The organism is Rhodanobacter thiooxydans (assembly GCF_021545845.1).
Lineage (GTDB): Bacteria > Pseudomonadota > Gammaproteobacteria > Xanthomonadales > Rhodanobacteraceae > Rhodanobacter.
The window spans coordinates 841,835-862,422 of the sequence record NZ_CP088923.1; the positions used below are offsets into that span (position 1 = coordinate 841,835).

The following is a 20,588-nucleotide window of genomic DNA, read 5'->3' on the forward strand; positions in this document are numbered from 1 at the left end:
AACGGCTGCGTCGTTCAGTCTTTCGCAACGGCGCTGGCGGCGGTGGCTGGTGCCGCCTGTTGCTGCAGCTGGCGGTGCGAGCGGCGCGCATTGTGCAACAGGTCCTCGCTGTACCAGCGGCTGTTCTCCTGCACCAGCGCCGTTTCGGCCGACAGCGGCTTGCCGAGCAGGGTGTAGTCGACCCTGACCACCGCGCGGCCGGCCGTGTTGGTGAGCGGGGTGAGCCGCACGGAGTCGAGCGTGTCGTCCACCGACAGGCCGTAGATCACCAGCAACCGCTTGAGGCCGCTCCAGGCGACGGCGTACTTGGCCATGCTGGCGTCAAAATCCATCGCGTGCAGCTGGTCGGGGTCCTTCAGGTCCAGCTGGCGCGCCGTCGCCACGGCCACGCCGACCGCCTGCTTCGCCCGGGCCTGGTCGAACCACGGCGTCTGCTGCGCCCACGGCAGCAGCGCGTCGAGCGCGCCGTCGAGCTGGGTTTTCTGCGCGTCGCTGAGCGTGCGGCTCTGCGCGATGGCGCTTTTCAGCGTGGCCTCGCCCATGCTGATCAGTACCGGCAGCTGGTCGTGGTACTGCAGCTCCATCGCGGCCAGCTTCGGTTGCAGCTCGGCGTACAGCTGGTTCTCGGCGTCCGGGCCGGTGAGCTTGCGCATGGACTGGTCGAGGCGGGCGCGGTCCTCGGCGCTGGTCGGCTGCGCATCGCGCTGCTGCAGGCGCCAGTCGGCGCGCAGGTTGGCATAGTCGGCCGGCGGCAGCGCGTGCTTCCACAACCGGTCGAAGTCGCCGGCCTTGAGCAGGTCGATCGAGGCCTGCAGCGCCGCCTGCGGCGTGCTGCCGCCGGCTTGTGCCGCCTCGTCCCTGCCGTGGCAGGCGCCCAGCAGCAGCGCGGCAAGCAGCATCGGCATCGCATGGCGAAGTCGCATTGGCGTCTCGCGGTGGATGGTGGCGGAGCAGGCGCCACGGGGCGGGTGAGCGCGCAGGGTAAGGGCCACGGCGGTCGCGAAACAAGGGCGCGGCGCGAGTTTTCGCGGGGCCGGAAAAGAAAACCCCGCGGGCGTTGGCCTCGCGGGGAAATCCGGCGGAGCCGGAAGGGAAATGGCCTTGCCTGCAAAGATCTTGGTCAGCAGGTGTTGGCGGGTCAAATATTACCCGCTCGTTAAAGTTGAGGCAATGCTTTTGCATTACCTCATAATCCGCTGTTTCTGAAAGATGTTTTCTCTACTCGTAGCGTAGCGCGTCGATCTTCTGCCGACGCCGCTGCTCCAGCGGCGCGGACCAGTCGTTGTTGAACAGCGCTGGCTCCCACGAACCGTAGGTCGCATTCGGCAACACGAACCAGCGCGAGCCGATCCAGCCCATATACGGCGCCATCGCCCGCTGGCGACCGGCGGCATTGTTCGCCAGCACCGTTACGAAGTCGCCGATCTGGTCGCCGAACTGCATCAGCACGCGGTACTTGCGGCTGATCAGCTGGCGCCGGCAGCCCTTCTCGGTGCCGACCTGCTCGCAGCCTTCGACGAAGGTGCCCAGGCCGAGGAACGCCTCCGGGCCGGAGACCGGCAGGCCGGCCTTGCGCAGGTTGGCCAGGGTGACCTGGTCCAGGTCCTTGGCGCGGTTGGACACGTAGAGCACGGCGATGCCGTGTTTGGCGGCGAACCGGGTGAACTCGACCACGCCGGGAAGCGCTCCCGCGCTTTCCTGCTTGCACCATTCGGCCCAGTCCGCCTCGTTGTATTCGCCGCCGCTGCGCACCAGGCGCGCCTGGTACGGCGAGTTGTCCAACACGGTCTCGTCGATGTCCAGCACCACCGCCGGCCTGAGGCCGCCGGCCGGCGCCACGCGGTCGTCCTTGGCCAGCGCGTCCCACTGGCGGTCCTTCATGGCGGCGAGCAGGCGCGTCTGGGCGTCGCGGTAGGTTTGCAGGTAGATCAGGTCGTGTTCGATCGCGGTCTGGCTCCACGCCACCGCGTTGAGGTTGTCGTTGGCGGCGACGCTGACCGTGGTTGCCGCCGGGGCCGGCGCAGCGGGCGTCGCCACGGCCGCAGGATGGCGGGGAGCGCTGGCGCAGCCGGCCAGCAGGGCCAGCGCGAGCAGCGACGTGGAAAGACGCAACGGCATGAAGGCGTTCCCTGGAAATAATCGAAGCGAAACAATGAACGCAGTTTACGACAGCCCCATGGCAGGGCTGGCAGCCACGGCGGGCTGCTGACAGACTGGCGCTCCCGCTTCCCACGGTTTCATTTCGCATGGACTCCAGCTTGCCCGCCCTGCGCCCGCCTTCGACGGTCGTCCGCTACGCAAGTTACCTGCTGGCGGCCACGGCGCTGTTGCTGATCGTGGAGATCCACCTGTTGCCGGCGCTGCTGGCCGGCCTGCTGGTGTTCGAGCTGGTGCAGACGATGGTGCCGCTGCTGGGCCGGCGCATTCCCGGCGACCGCGCGCGGGTGGTGGTGGTCGCGCTGCTCGGCGCGGTGGTGGTGGGCCTGTTGATCCTGCTGATCCTTGGCGCGATCAGCGTGTTCCAGCGCGAGATCGGCAACCCGCAGTTGCTGTGGCAGCAGCAGCTGATGCCGCTGGTGGAAAAGGCGCGCCAGCAGCTGCCGCCGATCCTGGTGAACAACCTGCCGGACAGCGTCGACGACCTGCGCGTGGGCGCGATCGAGCTGGCGCACAAGCACGCGGCCACGTTGCAGCTGGCGGGCAAGGGCGTGGTGCGCGTGCTGCTGCACATCCTGATCGGCCTGGTGCTGGGCGCGATCGTGGCGTTGAGCCGCACCCGTCCGGCGCACCAGATGGGCCCGCTGGCGGCGACGCTGAGCCTGCGCTGCCAGCGACTGGCCGAGGCGTTCCACAACATCGTGTTCGCGCAGATCAAGATCTCGCTGATCAACACCTTGTTCACCGCGGTCTTCCTGCTCGCCCTGCTGCCGCTGATGGGCATCCACGTGCCGCTGGCCAAGACGCTGGTGGTGGTGACCTTCGTGGTTGGCCTGCTGCCGGTGCTCGGCAACCTGATCTCCAACACCGCGATCACCGTGGTCGGGCTGTCGGTGTCGCTGGGCGTGGGCATCGCCGCACTGGTCTTCCTGGTGCTGATCCACAAGCTGGAGTACTTCCTCAACGCGCGCATCGTCGGCACCCAGATCCGTGCCCGCGCGTGGGAGCTGCTGGTGGCCATGCTGCTGATGGAGGCTGCGTTCGGCCTGCCCGGGGTGATCGCCGCGCCGATCTACTATGCGTACCTGAAGAGCGAGCTGGAAGCCGAGGGCCTGCTGTAGGAGCGCATCCTGTGCGCGATGCTCTTGGCTCCGTTCGACATCAGAGCATCGCGCACAGGGTGCGCTCCTACAAAAGCGCGCATCGGCGGCAGGTGTCCGCTTGCGGGCGATGTCTCCCGGATCCCGCGCCAATCAGCCGCCGGCCAGCATCGCCTTGATCCGCGCCATGTGCGACTCGGCGGTCTCGCGGGTCACTTCCTTGTCCGCTTCCGGGTCCTTGCCCTGCCAGTGCAGGTCGGCCTGCGGCAACTCGTGCAGGAAGCGGCTGGGCTGGTTGTTGTGGACCTCGCCGTAGCGTTTGGTCTTGGCCGACCACGACAGCGTCAGCAGTTCCTTGGCGCGGGTGATGCCGACGTACATCAGCCGGCGCTCCTCGTCGACGCGACCTTCGTCCAGCGCGCCCTCGTGCGGCAGCGTGCCGTCCTCGCAGCCGGCGATGAAGACGAAGCGGAACTCCAGCCCCTTCGCCGCGTGCAGGGTCATCATGCGCACCGCGTTGCCGGGTTCGTCGCGGTCGGCGTGGCTGAGCAGGGCGAGCTGCGCGGCGAGGTCGCCGGCGCTGTTGCCGCCCTTCTGCATCGCGCGGAACCAGTCGGCCAGTTCCTTCAGGTTGCCCAGCTTGCGTTCGCGCACCGTCGCGTCGGTGGTGCCGGCGGCGATCTGCGCCGCGTAACCCGTGCGTTTCAGGATCAGTTCGACCAGGTCGGCCGCGCTCTGGTGCAGCGAGGCGCTGCGTAGTTCGTCCAGCAGGTTCGCGAACGAAGCCAGCGCCGCGGCCGGGCGCGGGGTGAGCTGGCGCAGCACACCGTCGCTGCGGGTGGCGTCGAGCAGCGACGAGTGGCGCGACTGCGCGAGCTGGCCCAGCTTCTCCAGCGTGGTCGCGCCGATCTCGCGCTTCGGCACGTTGACCACGCGCAGGAACGCGGCGTCGTCGCTGGGGTTGGTCAGCAGGCGCAGGTAGCACAGCAGGTCCTTCACCTCGGCGCGGTCGAGGAAGCTCAAGGCGCCGGTGAGGTGGTACGGAATGCGCGCCAGACGTAAAGCTTTTTCAAGAACCCGCGCCTGGAAGTTGCCGCGGTAGAGGATCGCCATGTCGTCCCAGCGCGCCTTGTGCTTCTCGGCCAGGGTGGTGGCGATCGAGGCGATCTTCTCGGCCTCGTGCTCGGCTTCCTTGCACTCCAGCACGCGGATCGGCGCGCCTTCCGGGTGCTCGCTCCACAGCTTCTTCTCGTGGCTGTGCGGGTTGTGCGCGATCAGCGCGTTCGCTGCGCGCAGGATGCGCCGGCCGCAGCGATAGTTCTGTTCCAGCTTGATCACGCGCAGGTTCGGCCAGTCGCGGCCGAGCTGGTCGATGTTCTCCGGGTTGGCGCCGCGCCAGGCGTAGATCGACTGGTCGTCGTCGCCCACGCAGGTGATGTGGCCGCGTTCGCCGGCCAGCACCTTGAGCAGGCGGTACTGCGCGTCGTTGGTGTCCTGGTACTCGTCCACCAGCAGGTAGCGCAGGCGCTCGCGCCAGGCGTCGCGGCATTCGTCGTCGCTTTCAAGGATGCGCAGCGGCAGCCGGATCAGATCGTCGAAATCCACCGCGTTGAACGTGGCCAGGCGCGCCTGGTACAGCTCGTAGATCGTCGCCGCCTCCAGCTCGCGCGGGCTGCGCGCGGCGGCCAGCGCCTCTTCCGGCGACAGCCCGCCGTTCTTCGCACGGCTGAGCAGGTTGCGCAGGCCGAACAGCACGTCGGGCTTGGCGCCCTTCGGCGCCAACTCCTTCACGATGCCCTCGCTGTCGTCCGCGTCCAGCACCGAGAAGCCGCGGCGCAGGCCTGCGCGCGCGTGCTCGATCTGCAGGAACTTCAGCCCCAGCGCATGGAACGTGCTCACCGTGAGCGCGGCGGCATCCTCGCTGCTGATCAGCTTCGCCACGCGCTCGCGCATCTCGCGCGCGGCCTTGTTGGTGAAGGTGATCGCGGCGATTTTCGAGGCGGCCAGCTTGCGACGCTGGATCAGGTAGGCAATCTTCTGCGTGATCACGCTGGTCTTGCCGGAACCCGCGCCTGCCAGCACCAGCAGCGGGGTATCGCAGTGTTCGACGGCGGCCAGTTGTTGCGGATTGAGCATGGATCGGGCGAGGCGTGAGGCGGCGGTCGATGGTAGCAGAGCGCCGCTGGCGCACCTGCCAGCTTCGGCCATAATCGGGTGCGCGCACAGTCCGGGGAATGGCATGGCGGAACTGGAAGTCGAGCAGTGCGACGTGGCGGTGATCGGCGGCGGCCCCGGCGGCAGTACCGCCGCCACCCTGCTGGCGCGCCGCGGCTACAAGGTGATTGCGCTGGAGAAGGCGCGCCACCCGCGCTTCCACATCGGCGAATCGCTGCTGCCGATGAACCTGCCGGTGTTCGAGCGGCTGGGCGTGCTGGGCAAGGTGCGCGAGCTGGGCGTGTTCAAGCGCGGCGCGGATTTCGAGACGGACGACGCGTGCGGCTACAACGTCTACGCGTTCGCCCGTGCGATCGGACACAGCCCGCCACATGCGTACCAGGTGTGGCGGCAGGATTTGGACCGGATGCTGTACCAGCATGCGCGCGGCTGCGGCGCCGACGCGCGCGAAGGGCACGAGGTGCTGCGGGTGGAGCAGCGCGGCCCGCGTGAGAGCCGGCTGGAGGTGCGCACCGACGACGGCCGCGACTACGCGATCCGGGCGCGCTACGTGGTGGACGCCAGCGGCCGCGATGCGCTGCTGGCGACGAAGATGAAGCTGCGGCGCAAGAGCGCCCGGCACCAGAGTGCGGCAATCTTCGGCCACTTCCGCGGCGCCGACCGGCGCGACGGCGAAGATGCCGGCAACGTCAGCATCTACCGCTTCGCGCATGGCTGGATGTGGATGATCCCGCTGCCCGACGAGGTGATGAGCGTGGGCGCGGTGTGCCGGCCGGATTACCTGAAGCAGCGCAAGGGCCGCACGGTGGAGTTCCTGCTCGATACACTGAGACTCAACCCGGCGCTGTGGCAGCGTGTCGAGCGCGCCGGGCTGATCGGCAACGAGGTGCATGTCACCGGCAACTATTCCTACGACGCGACCCGCATGGGCGGCCCGGGCTGGGTGCTGGTGGGCGATGCATTCGCCTTCCTCGATCCGGTGTTTTCCTCCGGCGTGTACCTGGCGATGGATGGCGCGGAGCGGGTCGCCGAGCTGGTCGATGCGGCCTTGCGCGAACCGCGGTGCGAGCGGGCCCTGCTGCGCCGGCTGGAGCGGCGCCAGCGCAAGGGCATGGCACGCTTCGCGTTCTTCATCCACCGCTTCAACGGGCCGGTGATGCGGCAGATGCTGCGCTCGCCGCGCAACACCTGGCAGCTGGAGCAGGCGGTGATCTCGATGCTAGCCGGCGACCTGTTCGACACGCCGAAGGTGCTGTGGCGGCTGCAGCTGTTCAAGCTGGTCTACGCGATCCTGTGCCTGCACGACTGGCGCCGCAGCCGCGCCGAACGCCGTTATCGGCTGGCCCAGGCTCGCGCGCCTGTGGGCCGGGAATAGGGAGTAGGGAATAGGAAAAGCCGCCGCTCTCGCGGGCGGACGTCCGTGAGAAACTGGGGAGCACAGCTGGGCCACGGCGCAGCTCTTGCCATTCCCTATTCCCTACTCCCTATTCCCGGCTCCCAATGGCCAAGCTCTACTTCTATTACTCGGCAATGAACGCCGGCAAGACCACCACGCTGCTGCAGAGCGCGTACAACTACCACGAGCGCGGCATGCGCACGCTGATCCTCACCCCGGCGCTGGATGACCGCTTCGGTGATGGCGTGGTGGCCTCGCGCATCGGCCTGAAGGCGGCCGCGCGGCGCTTCCCTGGCGACGAGGACCTGCTGACGCTGGTGGAGGCCGACATCGCCGCGCACGGCCCGCTGCACTGCGTGTTCGTCGACGAGGCGCAGTTCCTCGGCAAGGCGCAGGTGTGGCAGCTCAGCGACGTGGTCGATCGGCTCGGCATCCCGGTGCTGGCCTACGGCCTGCGCACCGACTTCCGCGGCGAGCTGTTCGAGGGCAGCCGCTACCTGCTGGCCTGGGCCGACGAGCTGCAGGAGATCAAGACGATCTGCCACACCGGGCGCAAGGCGACCATGGTGGTGCGTGTGGACGAGCATGGGCGTGCCGTCACCGACGGGCCGCAGGTTGAGATCGGCGGCAACGAACGCTATGTCTCGGTGAGCCGCGCCGAGTTCAAGAAGATCAGCGAGGGCACCGGCCGCATCGAGCTGCAGCAGACCGTGCTGCCGCTGGGTGAGCGCGAATGAACCGAGCCATCAAGGAATCCGCATGAGCGAAGCCACTCCCCACGTCAGCTGGCCGCGGCCGTACTGGCAGCCCGGCGAAAACGAGGTGGTGCTGCAGTTCTACGTGTTCGGCAAGTTCGCGCCGGAGCTGCAGATCCCGTCGCCGCGCTACGGCAGTCCCGGCTTGCCCGCGGGCGTGGAGATCCAGCGCTTCCAGAACGCGGTGCTGCGCCAGTGGGAGGGCTATCCGCTGCACGGCGCGCTGGGCCGGCTGATCAGGGAGGATACGCCCGAGGCGTACGAGCAAGCGCGCATCGCGCCCGAGGTGCTGGTGGTGCGCGGCGTGCTCAAGGACGGCGCCAGCCTCGACTACCTGCGCGACACGCTGGGCGTGCTGGCCGGCATGCTCGACGTGGGCGGCAGCGCGATCCTCGACCCGCAGATCCTCACCCTGTTCGACGCCGAGCACTGGCGTCGCCACTACCTGATCAAGGACGGCGCGCCGCCGCGCAACCACGTGCTGATTCTGCGCAGCGACGAGGGCGGCGACCGCTCCTGGGTGCACACCCGCGGCATGCGCAAGTTCGGCCGCCCCGACCTCAGCCTGCGCCACGTGCCCGAACGCGACCTCGACCGCGCCGGCGTGCTGTGCGAGAAGCTGGTGGAACTGCTGTCGCTGGGCGCGCACTTCAGCGCCGGCCAGCAACTCGACGTCGACGGCATCCCCGGCGGCCTGGTGGCGCAGCCGGGCGGCAGCCTCGACGACCCCGAGTTCAACAACACTCACGTTGAGTTCCGCTGGGCGGAATGAAGGCCCGCGACGGCAGCGCCGCCGTGCTTGCCGGAAAGAGCCGGCCGCCATGACGACGAAGGGGGCGACACGGGTGTCGCCCCCTTCGAGCGTGCGCGTGGGGTACCGGCTCAGCTCTTGATGATGAAGCGCTGCGCGTCGTCCATGAAGGCCTTCTCGCCGAAGCCGCCTTCGTTCGAACCGAACGGCATCTGCGCGCGCAGCTTCCACGACGCCGGCACGTTCCATTCCTTGCGGGCCGCCTCGTCCGTCACCGGGTTGTAATGTTGCAGGCTGGCGCCCGCGCCGGCCTCGGTCAGCGCCAGCCACACGGCGAACTGGGCCATGCCGCTGCTCTGCTCGGACCAGATCGGGAAGTTGTCCGCGTACAACGCGAACTGATCCTGCATGCCCTTCACCACCGACTGGTCCTCGTAGAACAGCACGGTGCCGATGCCTGCAGCGAAGCCGTCCAGCTTGGCGACGGTGTTGGCGAACGCCTCGGGCGGCACGATCTTGCTCAGCTCCTGCTTGGTCAGTTCCCAGAACTGCTCGCTCTGCTTGCCGAACAGGATCACCGCGCGCGAACTTTGCGAGTTGAACGGCGAAGGCGTGTGCCGGATCGCTTCCTTGATCAGGCTGGTGAGGGCTTCCTTGTCCAGCGATACGTTCCTGCCCAGCGCGTACTGGGTGCGGCGCTGCTTGAGCTTTTCGATCAGGGGGCTGTTCATGGTGATTCCTCGGGCATGTGGGTTCGATGCATGGGAATCGCGGCGCGCAACAAGCGGGCTTTCGGGAAAAAGTCGGCTTTCAGCCGCTTTGCGTTGCCGGGCCGGACCGGGTTTCCGGTTTGCTGCCCGTCCGCGCAACATCGCGATCCACGACCGCTATGTTAGGTTCGTCGCGCGGCCTGGGTAGCTGGCGATTTGTGGCTAGTCCGTTTCCGCAGGGGAACGATGAATGAACGGGGCGCCGCGCGCGTCACCGCTGGCAGCGGGGGCACCAGAACGTCGAGCGTTGCCCCAGCGTGACCTGCCTGATCGGCGTGGCGCAGGTACGGCACGGTTCGCCCGTGCGGCCGTAGACCATCAACTCCCGGAAGAAGTAGCCGGGCGCGCCGTCGGGGGCGAGGAAGTCGCGCAGGGTGGTGCCGCCGCGTTCGATGGCCCAGGCCAGCAGGCGTTTCACCTCGGCGGCCAGCCGTGCGTAGCGCACCCGCGAGACGCTGCCGGCCGGCTTGCGCGGGTCGATGCCGGCGCGGAACAGCGCCTCGCTGGCGTAGATGTTGCCCACGCCGACGACCACGGCGTTGTCCATCAGGAACAGTTTCACCGCCGCCGTGCGGCCACGCGAGCGCCGCCACAGCAGGTCGCCGTCGAAGGCGTCGGTGAGCGGCTCGGGGCCAAGCCCGGCGAGCAGCTCGTGGATGGTGCCGGGCGGCTGCCACAGCAGGCAGCCGAAGCGGCGCGGGTCGGTGAAGCGCAGGATGCGCGGCGCCTGCGCGCTCGTGCGCTCCAGCGCGATGTCGACATGGTCGTGCTTGCCCACCGGCGCGTCCGGCGGCAGCACGCGCAGCACGCCGGTCATGCCCAGGTGCAGCAGCGCACTGCCGGCTTGCGTTTGCAGCAGCAGATACTTCGCGCGGCGCTCCACTGCGTCGATGCGCTGGCCGGGCAGCAGTGCAGTGATCTCCGGCGGAATCGGCCAGCGCAGGTCGGGCCGGCGCAGGGTCACGCCAGTGACGCGGCGGCCGACCACATACGGCGCGATGCCGCGGCGGGTGGTTTCGACTTCGGGCAGTTCGGGCAAGGTGTGATCCCGCGATTCAATGCAGTTCGGTGGTCGCCGTCGCCGGCGAGCGCGGCATGTAGCGCGACGATACCAGCGCAACGCGCTGACCCACCTGCACGTAGTGCTGCGGGCCGGTGACTGACGCCTCGCCGAATTCCAGCATTTGGCCGTCCAGTTGCAACACGGCGCGCGGCGGCGCCAGCCCGATCTTCGCCGGCTCGAAGTCGCTGGCTGGGCGCCAGCTCAGCACGGGCGCGGCGGCAGTGTCGGCGAGATCGTTGAGCCGGGCATCGACGGCCCGCGCGGGCGTGCCGTCAACGCGCCACCAGTGGCCGTCGCGCTTCTCGTAGTGTTCGGCGGGTGCGCCGGGCAGGGTGAGCGCCATGTGCGTGATGGCGGTGGGATCGAGCGCGGTGAGGTTGCCGGTGGCGGTGCGTGCGTCACGCTGCCACTGCCAGCCGGCGAGCAGCAGCAGCGCAAACACGGCGAGCAACAGCCACAGGCGCTGGCGGGTGGCGCGCTTCATCGCTCAGCGCCGCCGCCGGCGCCATGCGATCAGGCCGCCGGCGAGCAGCAGCAACAGCGGCAGCACGACCAGGAAGCCGATGCTGAGCGCGTTCAGTTCGGCTTGCGAGATCTTCAGCAGGCGATCTGGCGCGCCGCGCGGCGGCATCTGGATCAGCTTGTCGTCGCCGAGCAGCCAGTCGAACACGCGCTCGCCCAGCGCGCGGTTGCCGCCATTGCCGAGGAAGCTGTTGGAGAGGAAGTCGCCGTCGCCGATCACCACCGCGCGCTGCTCGCTCTTGCCCGGGCTGGGCGACAACCGGCTCAGCGCGAAGCCGAAGTCCAGCGGGCCCTTCAGTTCGCCGGCGTCGGCGTCGTAGCGGATGTCCGAGGGCTTGGCGTTGTCGATCGGCTGGAACTCGGTCCAGCTCTGCGCGCCGGAGCGCAGGAATGGTTTGACCGCCCAGTCGCCCTGCGCCAGCTGCGCCAGCGCGGAGGCCTGCGGGAACAGCGTGGTCAGGGTGAAGCCGCGCGTGATCGCTTGCGGCGGGTAGCTGCCCAGCGCGATCAGGCGCGGGTCGTGCAGGCCCAGCGCGGCGCCGGAACCGTCGACCAGCACGCCCGGCAGCACACGGACGCCGAGCGCGGCGGCCAGCGGAGCGAGGCCGAGATCATCGTTCGTCGGCTCGCTCAGCCACAGCAGGTTGCCGCCGTTCTGCACGTAGGCGACCAGCGCCTGCACCGCGCCCGGCGGCAGCGCCAGGCTTGGGCTGGCCAGCACCACTAGGTCGGTGTGCTCGGGCACCGCACTGACCTGGGCGAAGTTCAGCGGCACCGCGCGCATGCCGCGCGCTTCCAGCTGCGTGATGAAAGTGCCGAGGTCGGCGTTGGCCTGGCCGTCGGCGCGCCGTTCGCCGTCGCCGGTGACGAAGGCCACGATGCGGTCGCTGCCGCGCAGCAGCCGTTCCAGCGCGTTGGTGAGGCTGCGCTCGGACAGCTCGTCCAGCCGCTGCTCGCGATCCTTGTAGTGCAGGATCAGCGCGCCGTCGACGGTGATGCCCAGCTCGCGCATCTTCGCCGGGTCCAGCTGCGGATCGACGAAGCGCAGCGTGAGGTCGGGTTTTACCGTCTGGTAGCGCTGCAGGAAGCCGGCCACGGTCTGGCGCAGGTTGCCCTGCGGGTTGGCGTAGCTGGTGATCTCCACCGGGCCGTCGAGGCGGGCCAGCACCGCGCGGCTTTCCGGCGACAGGCTGGTGCGACCGTTCGCGGTCCAGTCGGCCTGATGCGCGTAGCGCGTGCTGAGGTAGCCGACCGCCGCGACGGCAAGCACCAGCAGCAGCGCGAACAGCCAGCCGTCCAGACGTCTGAATAGATGGTGCATCAGCCGCGCTCCCGTTCGGCGTCGAGCCGGCGCGTGGCCAGCGCCAGCGCCAGCACGATCAGCAGCGCGAACCAGGCGATGTCGGTGCTCGAGACCAGCCCGCGCAGCAACGGCTGCAGGTGCGTGCTCATTGCCAGCCAGTTGATCGCGCCGCCGTTGACGCCGGCCATCTGCGCGCCCAGGTTCACGCTCCACAGCGCCAGCGCGATCACCAGCGCGGCGGCGGCGGCCAGCGCCGGATGCGAGGCGAAACTCGAACAGGCCACGCCGACCGCGGCCAGCGCCGCCAGCATCAGCGCCAGGCCCAGCGTGGCGGCGGCCAGCTTGCCCCAGTCGAAGTGGGTGGCGTGCATCAGCGCCAGCGGCATCGCCAGGGTCAGTACCAGCCACAGCAGCAGCCAGGCCAGCACTGCGAGGTACTTGCCCAGCACGATGCGCCAGGCCGGCACGCCCGCGGCGAACAGCAGCGGCAGGGTGCCGTTGCGACGATCGCCGGCGAGCGTCGACATGGTCAGCAGCGGCACCACCAGGAACGCCAGCTGGGCCAGCTGGGCCAGTAGCGGCACACCGACCAGGTCGGTGAAGCCGGGGCCGTCCGGCAGCGCGGCACGCTGGATCTGCCCGGCCAGGAAGCCGCCCAGCAGCAGGGTGAAGTTCCACGCCAGCCAGGCTACGGTGAGCGCCGCCAGCGCCCAGGCCAGCGGGCGCACCAGCAGCCGGCGCCACTCCAGTCGCGTCACGGCGACGGTGTTCATGAATGCGTGGCTCATGCGGCGCGTGCCGGTGCGGTGCCGCCGTTCATCGCGATGCCGAAGAAGGTCTTTTCCAGCGCGGCGTGGTCGTCGGCGCGCACCGGACCATCGTGGCGCAGCGTGCCCTCGTGCAGGATCGCCACGCGGTCGCACACCGCGGTGACTTCGGCCAGCAGATGAGTGGACAGGATCACCGCGGTGCCGGCCGCGGCCTGCTCGCGGATCAGCGTGCGCAGCGCGGCGACCTGCACCGGATCGAGCGCGTTGGCCGGCTCGTCCAGCACCAGCAGGGCGGGGCGGTGCTGCAGCGCGCAGGCCAGGCCGAGGCGCTGGCGCTGGCCCTGCGACAGCACGCCGGCCAGGCGCCGGGCCAGCGGCTGCAGTTCCAGCCGCTCGATGATCGCGCTGCGCGCCTGGCGCAGCGCGGCGCCGTTCAATCCGCGCAAGCGGCCATGCGCGTCGAGATGCTCTTCGACGCTCAGCTCGGCCCACACCGGCGCGCGTTCCGGCAGCCAGCCGATCTGCGTGCGGGCCAGTTCCGGCTGTTCCAGAAAATCCTCGCCACTCAGCTCGATTCTGCCGTTGTCGGGCTTCAGTGCGCCGGCGATCATCGACAAGGTGGTGGACTTGCCGGCGCCGTTCACGCCCAGCAGGCCCATTACCTGGCCGGCTTGCAGCTCCAGGCTGAGATCCTGCACGGCGGCGCGGCCGGCGCGGCGGCGGCTGAGCCGGTGCAGACGCAGGACGGGAGGGGATGAATCGGCAGGCGACGAGGTCATTGCGTGATTGTCACGGCGCCCCCATCGTTAGACAACAGGCGCAGGCCGCGGGCGTGGATAACGTCACTTTAGCGTCCGGCTCTTGACCGACTGCTATCATTTGTGGTTCGCCGTGCTGGCGGGTATGGAAGCCCTCAATCTACACTGCATTCCATCCCTCACCCGGTGCTTTCCATGCTCGACGCTGTACTGGATTTCCTGAACGACGGTCTCGCCCATGCCAGTTGGGGCCAGATCCTCGTCTACATGCTGGTGGTCACCCAGCTCACCATCTTCACGGTGACGATCTACTACCACCGCTGCCAGACCCACCGCGGGGTGGACCTGCACCCGCTGGTGCAGCACTTCTTCCGCTTCTGGGGTTGGCTCACCACCGGCATGGTCACCCGCGAGTGGGTGGCGGTGCACCGCAAGCACCACGCCAAGGTGGAGACCGCGGAGGATCCGCACAGCCCGCAGATCTACGGCATCAAGAAGGTGTTCTGGGATGGCGTGTCGCTGTACCGCGACGCCAGCTACGTGAAGGAAGACCTGGAGAAGTACGGCCGCGGCACCCCGGACGACTGGATCGAGCGCAAGCTCTACACCGGCCATCCGTACTGGGGCCCGGCGCTGATGCTGGTAATCAGCCTGGCGCTGTTCGGCGTGATCGGCGCCGCGCTGTGGGCGGTGCAGATGATCTGGATCCCGTTCTGGGCCGCCGGCTTCGTCAACGGCATCGGCCACTGGTGGGGCTACCGCAACTTCGAGAGCGCCGACACTGCCACCAACCTGATCCCGTGGGCCTTCTGGATCGGCGGCGAGGAGCTGCACAACAACCACCATGCCTTCCCCAGTTCGGCTAAGTTCGCCCTGCGCAAGTGGGAGTTCGACATCGGCTGGGTGGTGATCTGCGCGCTGCAGAAGGTGGGTCTGGCCAAGGTGCTGCGCGTGGCGCCCACGCTGGACGTGCGTCCGAACGTGCGCCTGCCCGACGCCGACACGCTGAAGGCCGTGCTCACCCACCGCTTCCAGGCGATGACCGACTACTACCGCAACGTGATCGTGCCCACCCTGCGCGACGAAGCGGCCCATGCCGGCGAGAACATCAAGGCGGTGCCGCGCCGCATGCGCCGTGCGCTGGCCGACGGCGGCCGCTGGCTGGACAGCGAAAGTCGCGACCGCCTGCAGGCCGTGCTGGCCAAGCGCCCGACGCTGAAGACCGTGTGCGAGTTCCGCACCCGTCTGGCGGCGTTGATGGAACAGCGCGGCGCCGAGCAGGCGCTGAAGGGTCTGCAGCAGTGGATCCGCGAGGCCGAGGAAAGCGGCATCCGCTCGCTGCAGGAATTCGCGCAGCGGCTCAAGGGCTACAGCGTCGCGGCGGCCTGAGCGGCCGCGACAGATTCCGGCAAAACAAAACCCGCCGAATGGCGGGTTTTGTTTTGCCGGGGCGGCGGGGCCTTGGGGATGCCTCGCTTGTGGTAATTGGTGCCGCTGGCGTGTCCGGTGCCTGTACCGCAATGGCGAATCGGGCGACGAAAGAAAACCCGCTACGCGGGCGGGTTCTCCTTGAGGTGTCGTGTTGCTGCGGCAGATGCGGGTGCAAGAGCCGAAGCGATCCCTGCCTACGCAGGGATGACGTTCTGACAGAGCCGCTCGCGCGGAGCGCGAGCGGGTCAGAACGTCACTTGATCTTGCCTTCCTTGTAGATCACGTGCTTGCGCACGACCGGGTCGTACTTCTTGAACTCGAACTTTTCCGGCGTGTTCTTCTTGTTCTTCTGCGTGGTGTAGAAGTGGCCGGTACCGGCCGAGGAGATCATGCGGATCTTGTCGTTTGCAGTCTTGGCCATGACGGATCTCCTTAGACCTTTTCGCCGCGGGCGCGCATCTCGGCAATCACGGCCTCGATACCATTCTTGTCGATCGTGCGCAGGGCATTGTTGGAAACGCGCAGCTTGATCCAGCGGTTCTCGCTGGGCACCCAGAAACGACGCTCATGCAGGTTCGGCAACCAGCGACGACGGGTCCGGTTGTTGGCGTGCGAGACGTTGTTGCCGCTCTGCGCACCCTTGCCGGTGACTTGACATACACGGGCCATGACTTGCCTCCGTAATTGTTTTTGGACACCCGTTGGCCAGGGTGCGATCGGCCCAGCGGCGCCAGGCGCCACGCGATGCTGGAGTTGTCGCAACGCATGATCGTGAGGTCCGTACCGCGTGGCGGACCGCCCGGAAACACCGGGCCGACAGAGGCGAGCCGCGCATTCTCGCAGAAAAACCAGTCCCGGCGCAATCTTGCGGGGTTCCGCCGGCGTCGGTTGGCGTGCGCACTGCGGGGATGTATGGAACAATCAGCCTCTTTTGTACACACGACCCAGACCCGAGGAATCCCCGATGGCACAAGAGATCACCAACGACCAGGCCAACGGCCAGGCCAGTCAGCCGCAACTGGTGATGCAGAAGATCTACGTGAAGGACGTGTCCTTCGAGGCGCCGAATGCGCCGCAGATCTTCCAGGAGCTCGACGAGAAGGACCAGCCGCAGGTGCAGCTGAACCTGGGCCAGAAGGCGACCGACCTCGGCAACAATCTGTACGAAGTGGTGCTCAGCCTCACCCTGACCTGCACCGTCGGCCAGCGCACCGCCTACCTCGCCGAGGTGGAGCAGGCCGGCCTGTTCGGCATCGCCGGCTTCAGCGAGATGGACCACGCCGGGATCATCGGCAGCTACTGCCCGAACCTGCTGTTCCCGTACGCCCGCCAGGTGATCTCCTCGCTGGTGCTGGAAGGCGGCTTCCCGCCGTTCCTGCTGCAGCCGATCAACTTCGATGCGCTGTTCGCCGAGCAGCAGCGCCGCATGATGGGCGGCGACGACGCGCCGGTCACGCTCAACAGCTGAGCCGTGTCGATGGCCGAAAACCCGAAGCTGACCGTCCTTGGGGCCGGCTCCTGGGGAACCGCGCTGGCGGCGCTGGCCGCCCGCAACGGCGTGCCGACCACACTGTGGGGGCGTGACCGCGAGGCATTGGCTACGATGGCCGCCCGCCGCCGCAACCAGCGCTACCTGCCGGACACCGAGCTGCCGGCAGAGCTCACCTACGAAGCCGACCTGGCCGCCGCCGTGCGCGGCGCCGGCATCGTGCTGATCGTGGTGCCCAGCCATGCATTCGCCTCGATGCTGGACGAGATCGCGCCGCTGCTCGATGCCGGCACCGCGATCGCCTGGGCGACCAAGGGCTTCGAGCCCGGCACCGGTCGCTTTCTGCACGAGCTGGTGGCCGAACGGCTGCCGGGTCGCGCCGCAGCGGTGATCACCGGCCCGTCGTTCGCCAAGGAAGTCGCCGCCGGCCTGCCCAGCGCGGTCACCGTGCATTCGGACGACGCGGCGTTCGCGCAGCGGCTGGCCACCCTGCTGCACGCGCCGAACCTGCGTGCGTACTCCGGCGGCGACGTGCTCGGCGCCGAGCTGGGCGGTGCGATGAAGAACGTGCTGGCGGTGGCCACCGGCATCGCCGATGGCATGCAGCTGGGGCTGAACGCCCGCGCCGGCCTGATCACCCGCGGCATGAACGAGATGCTGCGCCTGGGCGTGGCGCTGGGCGCGCGGCCGGAGACGCTGATCGGCCTGTCCGGCCTGGGCGACCTGGTACTGACCTGCACCGGCGATCTCTCGCGCAATCGCCGGCTTGGCCTGGCGCTGGGCCAGGGCGTGGCGATCGACGAGGCGGTACGGCGGATCGGCCAAGTGGTGGAAAGCATCCTCACCGCCGACGAGGTGGCGCGGCTGGCCGACAAGCACGGCCTCGACCTGCCGATCAGCGCCGGCGTGCGCGCCGTGCTGCACGGCGAGGTCACCCCGACCGACGGGCTCAAGGCGCTGATGGCGCGCGAGCAGAAGCCGGAATACCCGCACGGGCTGTTCGGTACCGCGTAAGCCGCACGCCGCGTGCCTGGGCGCTTCGGCCCGGGTGCGTTTTCGACCGTCGCATCCTGCCGTCGCGCTGCTAAGCTCAACGTTTTGGTTGTCGCCACGGACCGTACGCGCATGCAGCAACCGGACGGGAAACCCCACGCCGCCATCGCGCCATCGGGCGATGACGAAGCCCTGCCGCAGGCATGGCGGCGGCTGCTGGCCGCGCCGAAGCCGGCCGTGGTCGACGAGCACGGCGTGCTGGGGTTTTTCCTGGAAGTGATGCCGGAGGACGGCGCCGCGTTCGCCCGGCTGGACGTGGCGCCGGTGCTGCTGGCGGTGGTCGAGCACGGCCGCCACGCGCGGCCGGTGCCGCTGGACAGCCGGCACCTGGCGCAGTCGCCGCTCGAGCTGCACGAGCAACGCCTGGCCGCGACCATGCTCGGCCTGCCGCAGAGCGTGCGCAAGGGCCGCAGCTATGCGCGCCTCGGCAGCCCTGTCGGCGACACCCTGCTGGCCGAGATCCTGGATACCGCGCCGTGCTTCCTCGGTGGCCTGGCCGGGCTGCGGCTGTCGCGCGGCAAGTCGCATCCGCTCAACTGGCACTGGCAGCTGGAAGCGGACGGCAGCCAGCGCCTGCTGCCGGTGCTGCCGCACAATCAGCGCCTGCTGCGCATCGACGGGCTGTGGTACCTCGATGCCGAATGCGCCACCGTGGGCCGCTTCGACGCGGCGGTCGAGGAAACCCGCTGGCTGGAGCTGCCGCCGCTGAAGCACGAGTACGGCCGCAGCCTGCGCAATCGCCTGGCCGGCAGCCGGCTGGCCACGCGGGTGCCGTTGCCGCAGGTGTTCGATGAAGTGCGCCGCTCGGCGCTGGCGCCCAAGCCCGTATTGACCCTGCACGCGCTGACCCGGCACGTGCGGCTGGCCGCCGGCACGCCACCGCTGGGCTACGCGCGGCTGGCCTTCGACTATGCCGGCGAGCGCCTGCCCGCGCGCGGCGGTGAGCCGCTGGTGCGGCGCGTGCGCAACGGCCAGCTGGTCGAGATTACCCGCCGCCGTGCCGAGGAATTGTCGGCTATGGAGCAGCTCGAACGCGCCGGACTCACCCCCGGCGTGGATACCGAAGGCTTGCCGTGGGACGTGGCCGAAACGCTGCCCGACGACGCCTGGCTGTTCCCCGGCACCGGCTACGCCGGGGCGCTGGAGGTCAACACGCCGGCACGCTGGCTGGCGCTGCGGCCGAAACTCGAAGTGGAAAATTTCCAGGTCGAGTACGCGCCGAGCTTTCCGTTCGAGGTGCTGGAAGGTCCGGTGCACTGGTACGGCCACGCGGTGGAAGACGCCGACGACCACGCCTTCGACCTGGAAATCGGCATCGAGCTGGACGGCGAGCGCCACAACCTGCTGCCTGCGGTGGCGCAGGCGCTGGCCGAGCACCAGCTGAACCTGCGCCCGGCGCCCAACGAGCCGGAAGACGCGGTGTGGTACGCGCCGGTCGATGCGCGCCGGCGCGTGCCGGTGCGCCTGAAGGAACTGCGCGGCCTGCTGGCGCCGCTGGCCGAGTACCTGGAGAAGCCGCGCCGCAGGTTGCACCTGCCGCGCGTGCAGGCCGGCCGGTTGGAGGAACTCACCGCGGCGATGCCCGGTGACGGCACGCTGGAGGCGGCCGAGCCGCTGCTCGGTTTCGCCGCGCGCCTGCGCGACGCCGCCGAGCGCGCCAGCGACGCGGTGCCTGACGGGCTCACCGTCGAGCTGCGCCCGTACCAGCGCGAAGGTCTGCGTTGGCTCAACGCGCTGGCCGAGGCCGGCGTCGGCGGCGTGCTGGCCGACGACATGGGCCTGGGCAAAACGCTGCAGCTGATCACCCACCTGCTGGCGCTGAAGCAGGGCGGCGCACTGGGCCAGCCCGCGCTGGTGGTGGTGCCGACCAGCCTGATCCCGAACTGGCAGGCGGAGATCGCACGCTTCGCGCCGATGCTGCGCGTGCTGACCCTGCACGGGCCGCAGCGGGCCGAGGAGTTCGCCCAGCTCGGCGCGCAGGACATCGTGCTGACCAGCTATGCGCTGCTGCCGCGCGACGTGGTCGCGCTGCGCAGACAGCCGTTCGCGCTGATCGTGCTGGACGAGGCGCAGCAGGTGAAGAACCCGCGCACGCAGGCGCGGCGTGCGCTGCTCAGCCTGCGCACGTCACGCTACGTCTGCCTTACCGGAACGCCGCTGGAGAACCACCTCGGCGAGCTGTGGTCGCAGATCGACCTGGCGGTGCCCGGGCTGCTCGGCGACGAAGGCGCGTTCCGCCGCTTCTATCGCCTCCCGATCGAGAAGCAGCACGACGAGGAATGCCAGCAGCGGCTGAACCTGCGCATCGCGCCGTTCATCCTGCGTCGAACCAAGGCACAGGTGGCCAGGGAGCTGCCGCCGAAGACCGAGATCACCCGCCGCGTGGTGCTGGAAGGCCGCCAGCGCGACCTCTACGAAGGCCTGCGGCTGTCGCTGGCGGAAGAACTGCGCGAGGTGATCGCGCAGCGCGGCATCGCGCACTCCGGCATCGTGGTGCTGGACGCGCTGCTGAAATTGCGCCAGGTCTGCTGCGATCCGCGGCTGGTGAAACTGGAAGCCGCGCGCGGCGTGCACGAGTCGGCCAAGTTCGAGCTGCTGATGGACATGCTGCCGGCGCTGCTCGACGAAGGGCGCAAGGTGCTGCTGTTCTCGCAGTTCACCGGCATGCTGAAACTGATCGCCGCCGAGCTCGACCGCCGGCGCATCCGCTACGTCACCCTGACCGGCGACACCCGCGATCGCGCCGAACCGGTACAGCGCTTCCAGAATGGCGAGGTGCCGCTGTTCCTGCTCTCGCTGAAGGCCGGCGGGGTGGGCCTGAACCTCACCGCCGCCGACACCGTGATCCACTACGACCCGTGGTGGAATCCCGCCGCCGAGGCGCAGGCCAGCGACCGCGCGCACCGCATCGGCCAGGACAAGCCGGTGTTCGTGTTCCGCCTGATCACCTCGGGCACGGTGGAGGAACGCATCGAGCAGCTGAAGGAGCGCAAGGCCGAACTGGCTGCGGCCGTGCTCGAAGGCGGCGGCAGCCGCGAGAGGCTCAGCTTCGACGAGGGCGACCTGGACGCGCTGCTGGCGCCGGACTGAGCCTG

General features: G+C 69.1%; 19 protein-coding genes. 8 read left to right on the forward strand and 11 right to left on the reverse strand.

Annotation, left to right across the window (positions count from 1 at the left end):
• Positions 1-14 precede the first annotated feature (14 nt).
• Together LRK53_RS03565 and LRK53_RS03570 are read right to left on the reverse strand one after the other, a co-directional pair.
• Positions 15-923 carry a hypothetical protein gene (locus tag LRK53_RS03565; protein ID WP_027494058.1) on the reverse strand — a complete coding sequence of 303 codons (909 nt, stop codon included), beginning with the start codon at positions 921-923 and terminating at the stop codon, positions 15-17.
• A 295-nt stretch (positions 924-1,218) separates the two neighbouring features.
• Positions 1,219-2,118, reverse strand: a complete 900-nt coding sequence (locus LRK53_RS03570; RefSeq protein ID WP_027494059.1) for a 5'-nucleotidase, lipoprotein e(P4) family — start codon at positions 2,116-2,118, stop codon at positions 1,219-1,221.
• A 128-nt stretch (positions 2,119-2,246) separates the two neighbouring features.
• Between LRK53_RS03570 and LRK53_RS03575 the strand changes: the two genes are divergently transcribed.
• Entirely contained in the window at positions 2,247-3,278 is a 1,032-nt protein-coding gene (locus tag LRK53_RS03575) for an AI-2E family transporter (RefSeq protein WP_027494060.1), read from the forward strand.
• 132 nt (positions 3,279-3,410) lie between these two features.
• Here the strand turns inward: LRK53_RS03575 and LRK53_RS03580 are convergent, their stop codons facing one another.
• Positions 3,411-5,393, reverse strand: a complete 1,983-nt coding sequence (locus LRK53_RS03580; RefSeq protein WP_235642505.1) for a UvrD-helicase domain-containing protein — start codon at positions 5,391-5,393, stop codon at positions 3,411-3,413.
• Positions 5,394-5,496: 103 nt separating this feature from the next.
• On the opposite strand from LRK53_RS03580, the gene LRK53_RS03585 reads away from it, so the two are divergent.
• From LRK53_RS03585 to LRK53_RS03595, 3 genes are all read left to right on the forward strand, one after another.
• Positions 5,497-6,807 (forward strand): NAD(P)/FAD-dependent oxidoreductase, encoded by a 1,311-nt coding sequence (locus LRK53_RS03585; protein WP_027494062.1) that lies wholly within the window; start codon positions 5,497-5,499, stop codon positions 6,805-6,807.
• Positions 6,808-6,932: 125 nt separating this feature from the next.
• Entirely contained in the window at positions 6,933-7,565 is a 633-nt protein-coding gene (locus LRK53_RS03590; protein ID WP_027494063.1) for a thymidine kinase, read from the forward strand.
• Positions 7,566-7,587: 22 nt separating this feature from the next.
• A complete protein-coding gene (locus LRK53_RS03595; protein WP_027494064.1) occupies positions 7,588-8,355 on the forward strand; it encodes a hypothetical protein in 768 nt (255 codons plus the stop codon).
• Between the two features lie 110 nt (positions 8,356-8,465).
• Here LRK53_RS03595 and LRK53_RS03600 read toward each other — a convergent pair whose 3' ends face one another.
• From LRK53_RS03600 to LRK53_RS03625, 6 genes are all read right to left on the reverse strand, one after another.
• A complete protein-coding gene (locus tag LRK53_RS03600) occupies positions 8,466-9,065 on the reverse strand; it encodes a nitroreductase family protein (protein ID WP_027494065.1) in 600 nt (199 codons plus the stop codon).
• Between the two features lie 250 nt (positions 9,066-9,315).
• Positions 9,316-10,143, reverse strand: a complete 828-nt coding sequence (gene mutM / locus LRK53_RS03605; RefSeq protein ID WP_027494066.1) for a bifunctional DNA-formamidopyrimidine glycosylase/DNA-(apurinic or apyrimidinic site) lyase — start codon at positions 10,141-10,143, stop codon at positions 9,316-9,318.
• Positions 10,144-10,159: 16 nt separating this feature from the next.
• Positions 10,160-10,651 (reverse strand): hypothetical protein, encoded by a 492-nt coding sequence (locus LRK53_RS03610; protein WP_027494067.1) that lies wholly within the window; start codon positions 10,649-10,651, stop codon positions 10,160-10,162.
• Positions 10,652-10,654: 3 nt separating this feature from the next.
• Complete coding sequence (locus LRK53_RS03615) at positions 10,655-12,010, reverse strand: GldG family protein (RefSeq protein ID WP_027494068.1); 1,356 nt, start codon at positions 12,008-12,010, stop codon at positions 10,655-10,657.
• Positions 12,010-12,780 (reverse strand): ABC transporter permease, encoded by a 771-nt coding sequence (locus LRK53_RS03620; RefSeq protein WP_027494069.1) that lies wholly within the window; start codon positions 12,778-12,780, stop codon positions 12,010-12,012. Before LRK53_RS03620 ends, LRK53_RS03615 begins: the two co-directional genes overlap by 1 nt.
• A complete protein-coding gene (locus LRK53_RS03625) occupies positions 12,777-13,541 on the reverse strand; it encodes an ABC transporter ATP-binding protein (protein ID WP_027494070.1) in 765 nt (254 codons plus the stop codon). Before LRK53_RS03625 ends, LRK53_RS03620 begins: the two co-directional genes overlap by 4 nt.
• 174 nt (positions 13,542-13,715) lie before the next feature.
• Between LRK53_RS03625 and LRK53_RS03630 the strand changes: the two genes are divergently transcribed.
• The gene (locus tag LRK53_RS03630; RefSeq protein WP_027494071.1) at positions 13,716-14,909 is read left to right on the forward strand and encodes a DesA family fatty acid desaturase; all 1,194 of its coding nucleotides are present in this window, start codon (positions 13,716-13,718) and stop codon (positions 14,907-14,909) included.
• A gap of 295 nt (positions 14,910-15,204) precedes the next feature.
• Here the strand turns inward: LRK53_RS03630 and rpmG are convergent, their stop codons facing one another.
• Together rpmG and rpmB are read right to left on the reverse strand one after the other, a co-directional pair.
• On the reverse strand, positions 15,205-15,372 hold the full coding sequence (gene rpmG / locus LRK53_RS03635) for a 50S ribosomal protein L33 (RefSeq protein WP_008438511.1): 168 nt from the start codon (positions 15,370-15,372) through the stop codon (positions 15,205-15,207).
• A gap of 11 nt (positions 15,373-15,383) precedes the next feature.
• On the reverse strand, positions 15,384-15,620 hold the full coding sequence (rpmB, locus tag LRK53_RS03640; protein WP_008438513.1) for a 50S ribosomal protein L28: 237 nt from the start codon (positions 15,618-15,620) through the stop codon (positions 15,384-15,386).
• A 295-nt stretch (positions 15,621-15,915) separates the two neighbouring features.
• Between rpmB and secB the strand changes: the two genes are divergently transcribed.
• The 3 genes from secB (at position 15,916) to LRK53_RS03655 (ending at position 20,583) form a co-directional block, all read left to right on the forward strand.
• On the forward strand, positions 15,916-16,419 hold the full coding sequence (gene secB, locus LRK53_RS03645) for a protein-export chaperone SecB (protein WP_027494072.1): 504 nt from the start codon (positions 15,916-15,918) through the stop codon (positions 16,417-16,419).
• Between the two features lie 9 nt (positions 16,420-16,428).
• Positions 16,429-17,454: an NAD(P)H-dependent glycerol-3-phosphate dehydrogenase gene (locus LRK53_RS03650; protein WP_027494073.1), complete on the forward strand. Its 1,026-nt coding sequence runs from the start codon at positions 16,429-16,431 to the stop codon at positions 17,452-17,454.
• Between the two features lie 111 nt (positions 17,455-17,565).
• Positions 17,566-20,583, forward strand: a complete 3,018-nt coding sequence (locus LRK53_RS03655) for a DEAD/DEAH box helicase (RefSeq protein WP_027494074.1) — start codon at positions 17,566-17,568, stop codon at positions 20,581-20,583.
• Positions 20,584-20,588 lie beyond the last annotated feature (5 nt).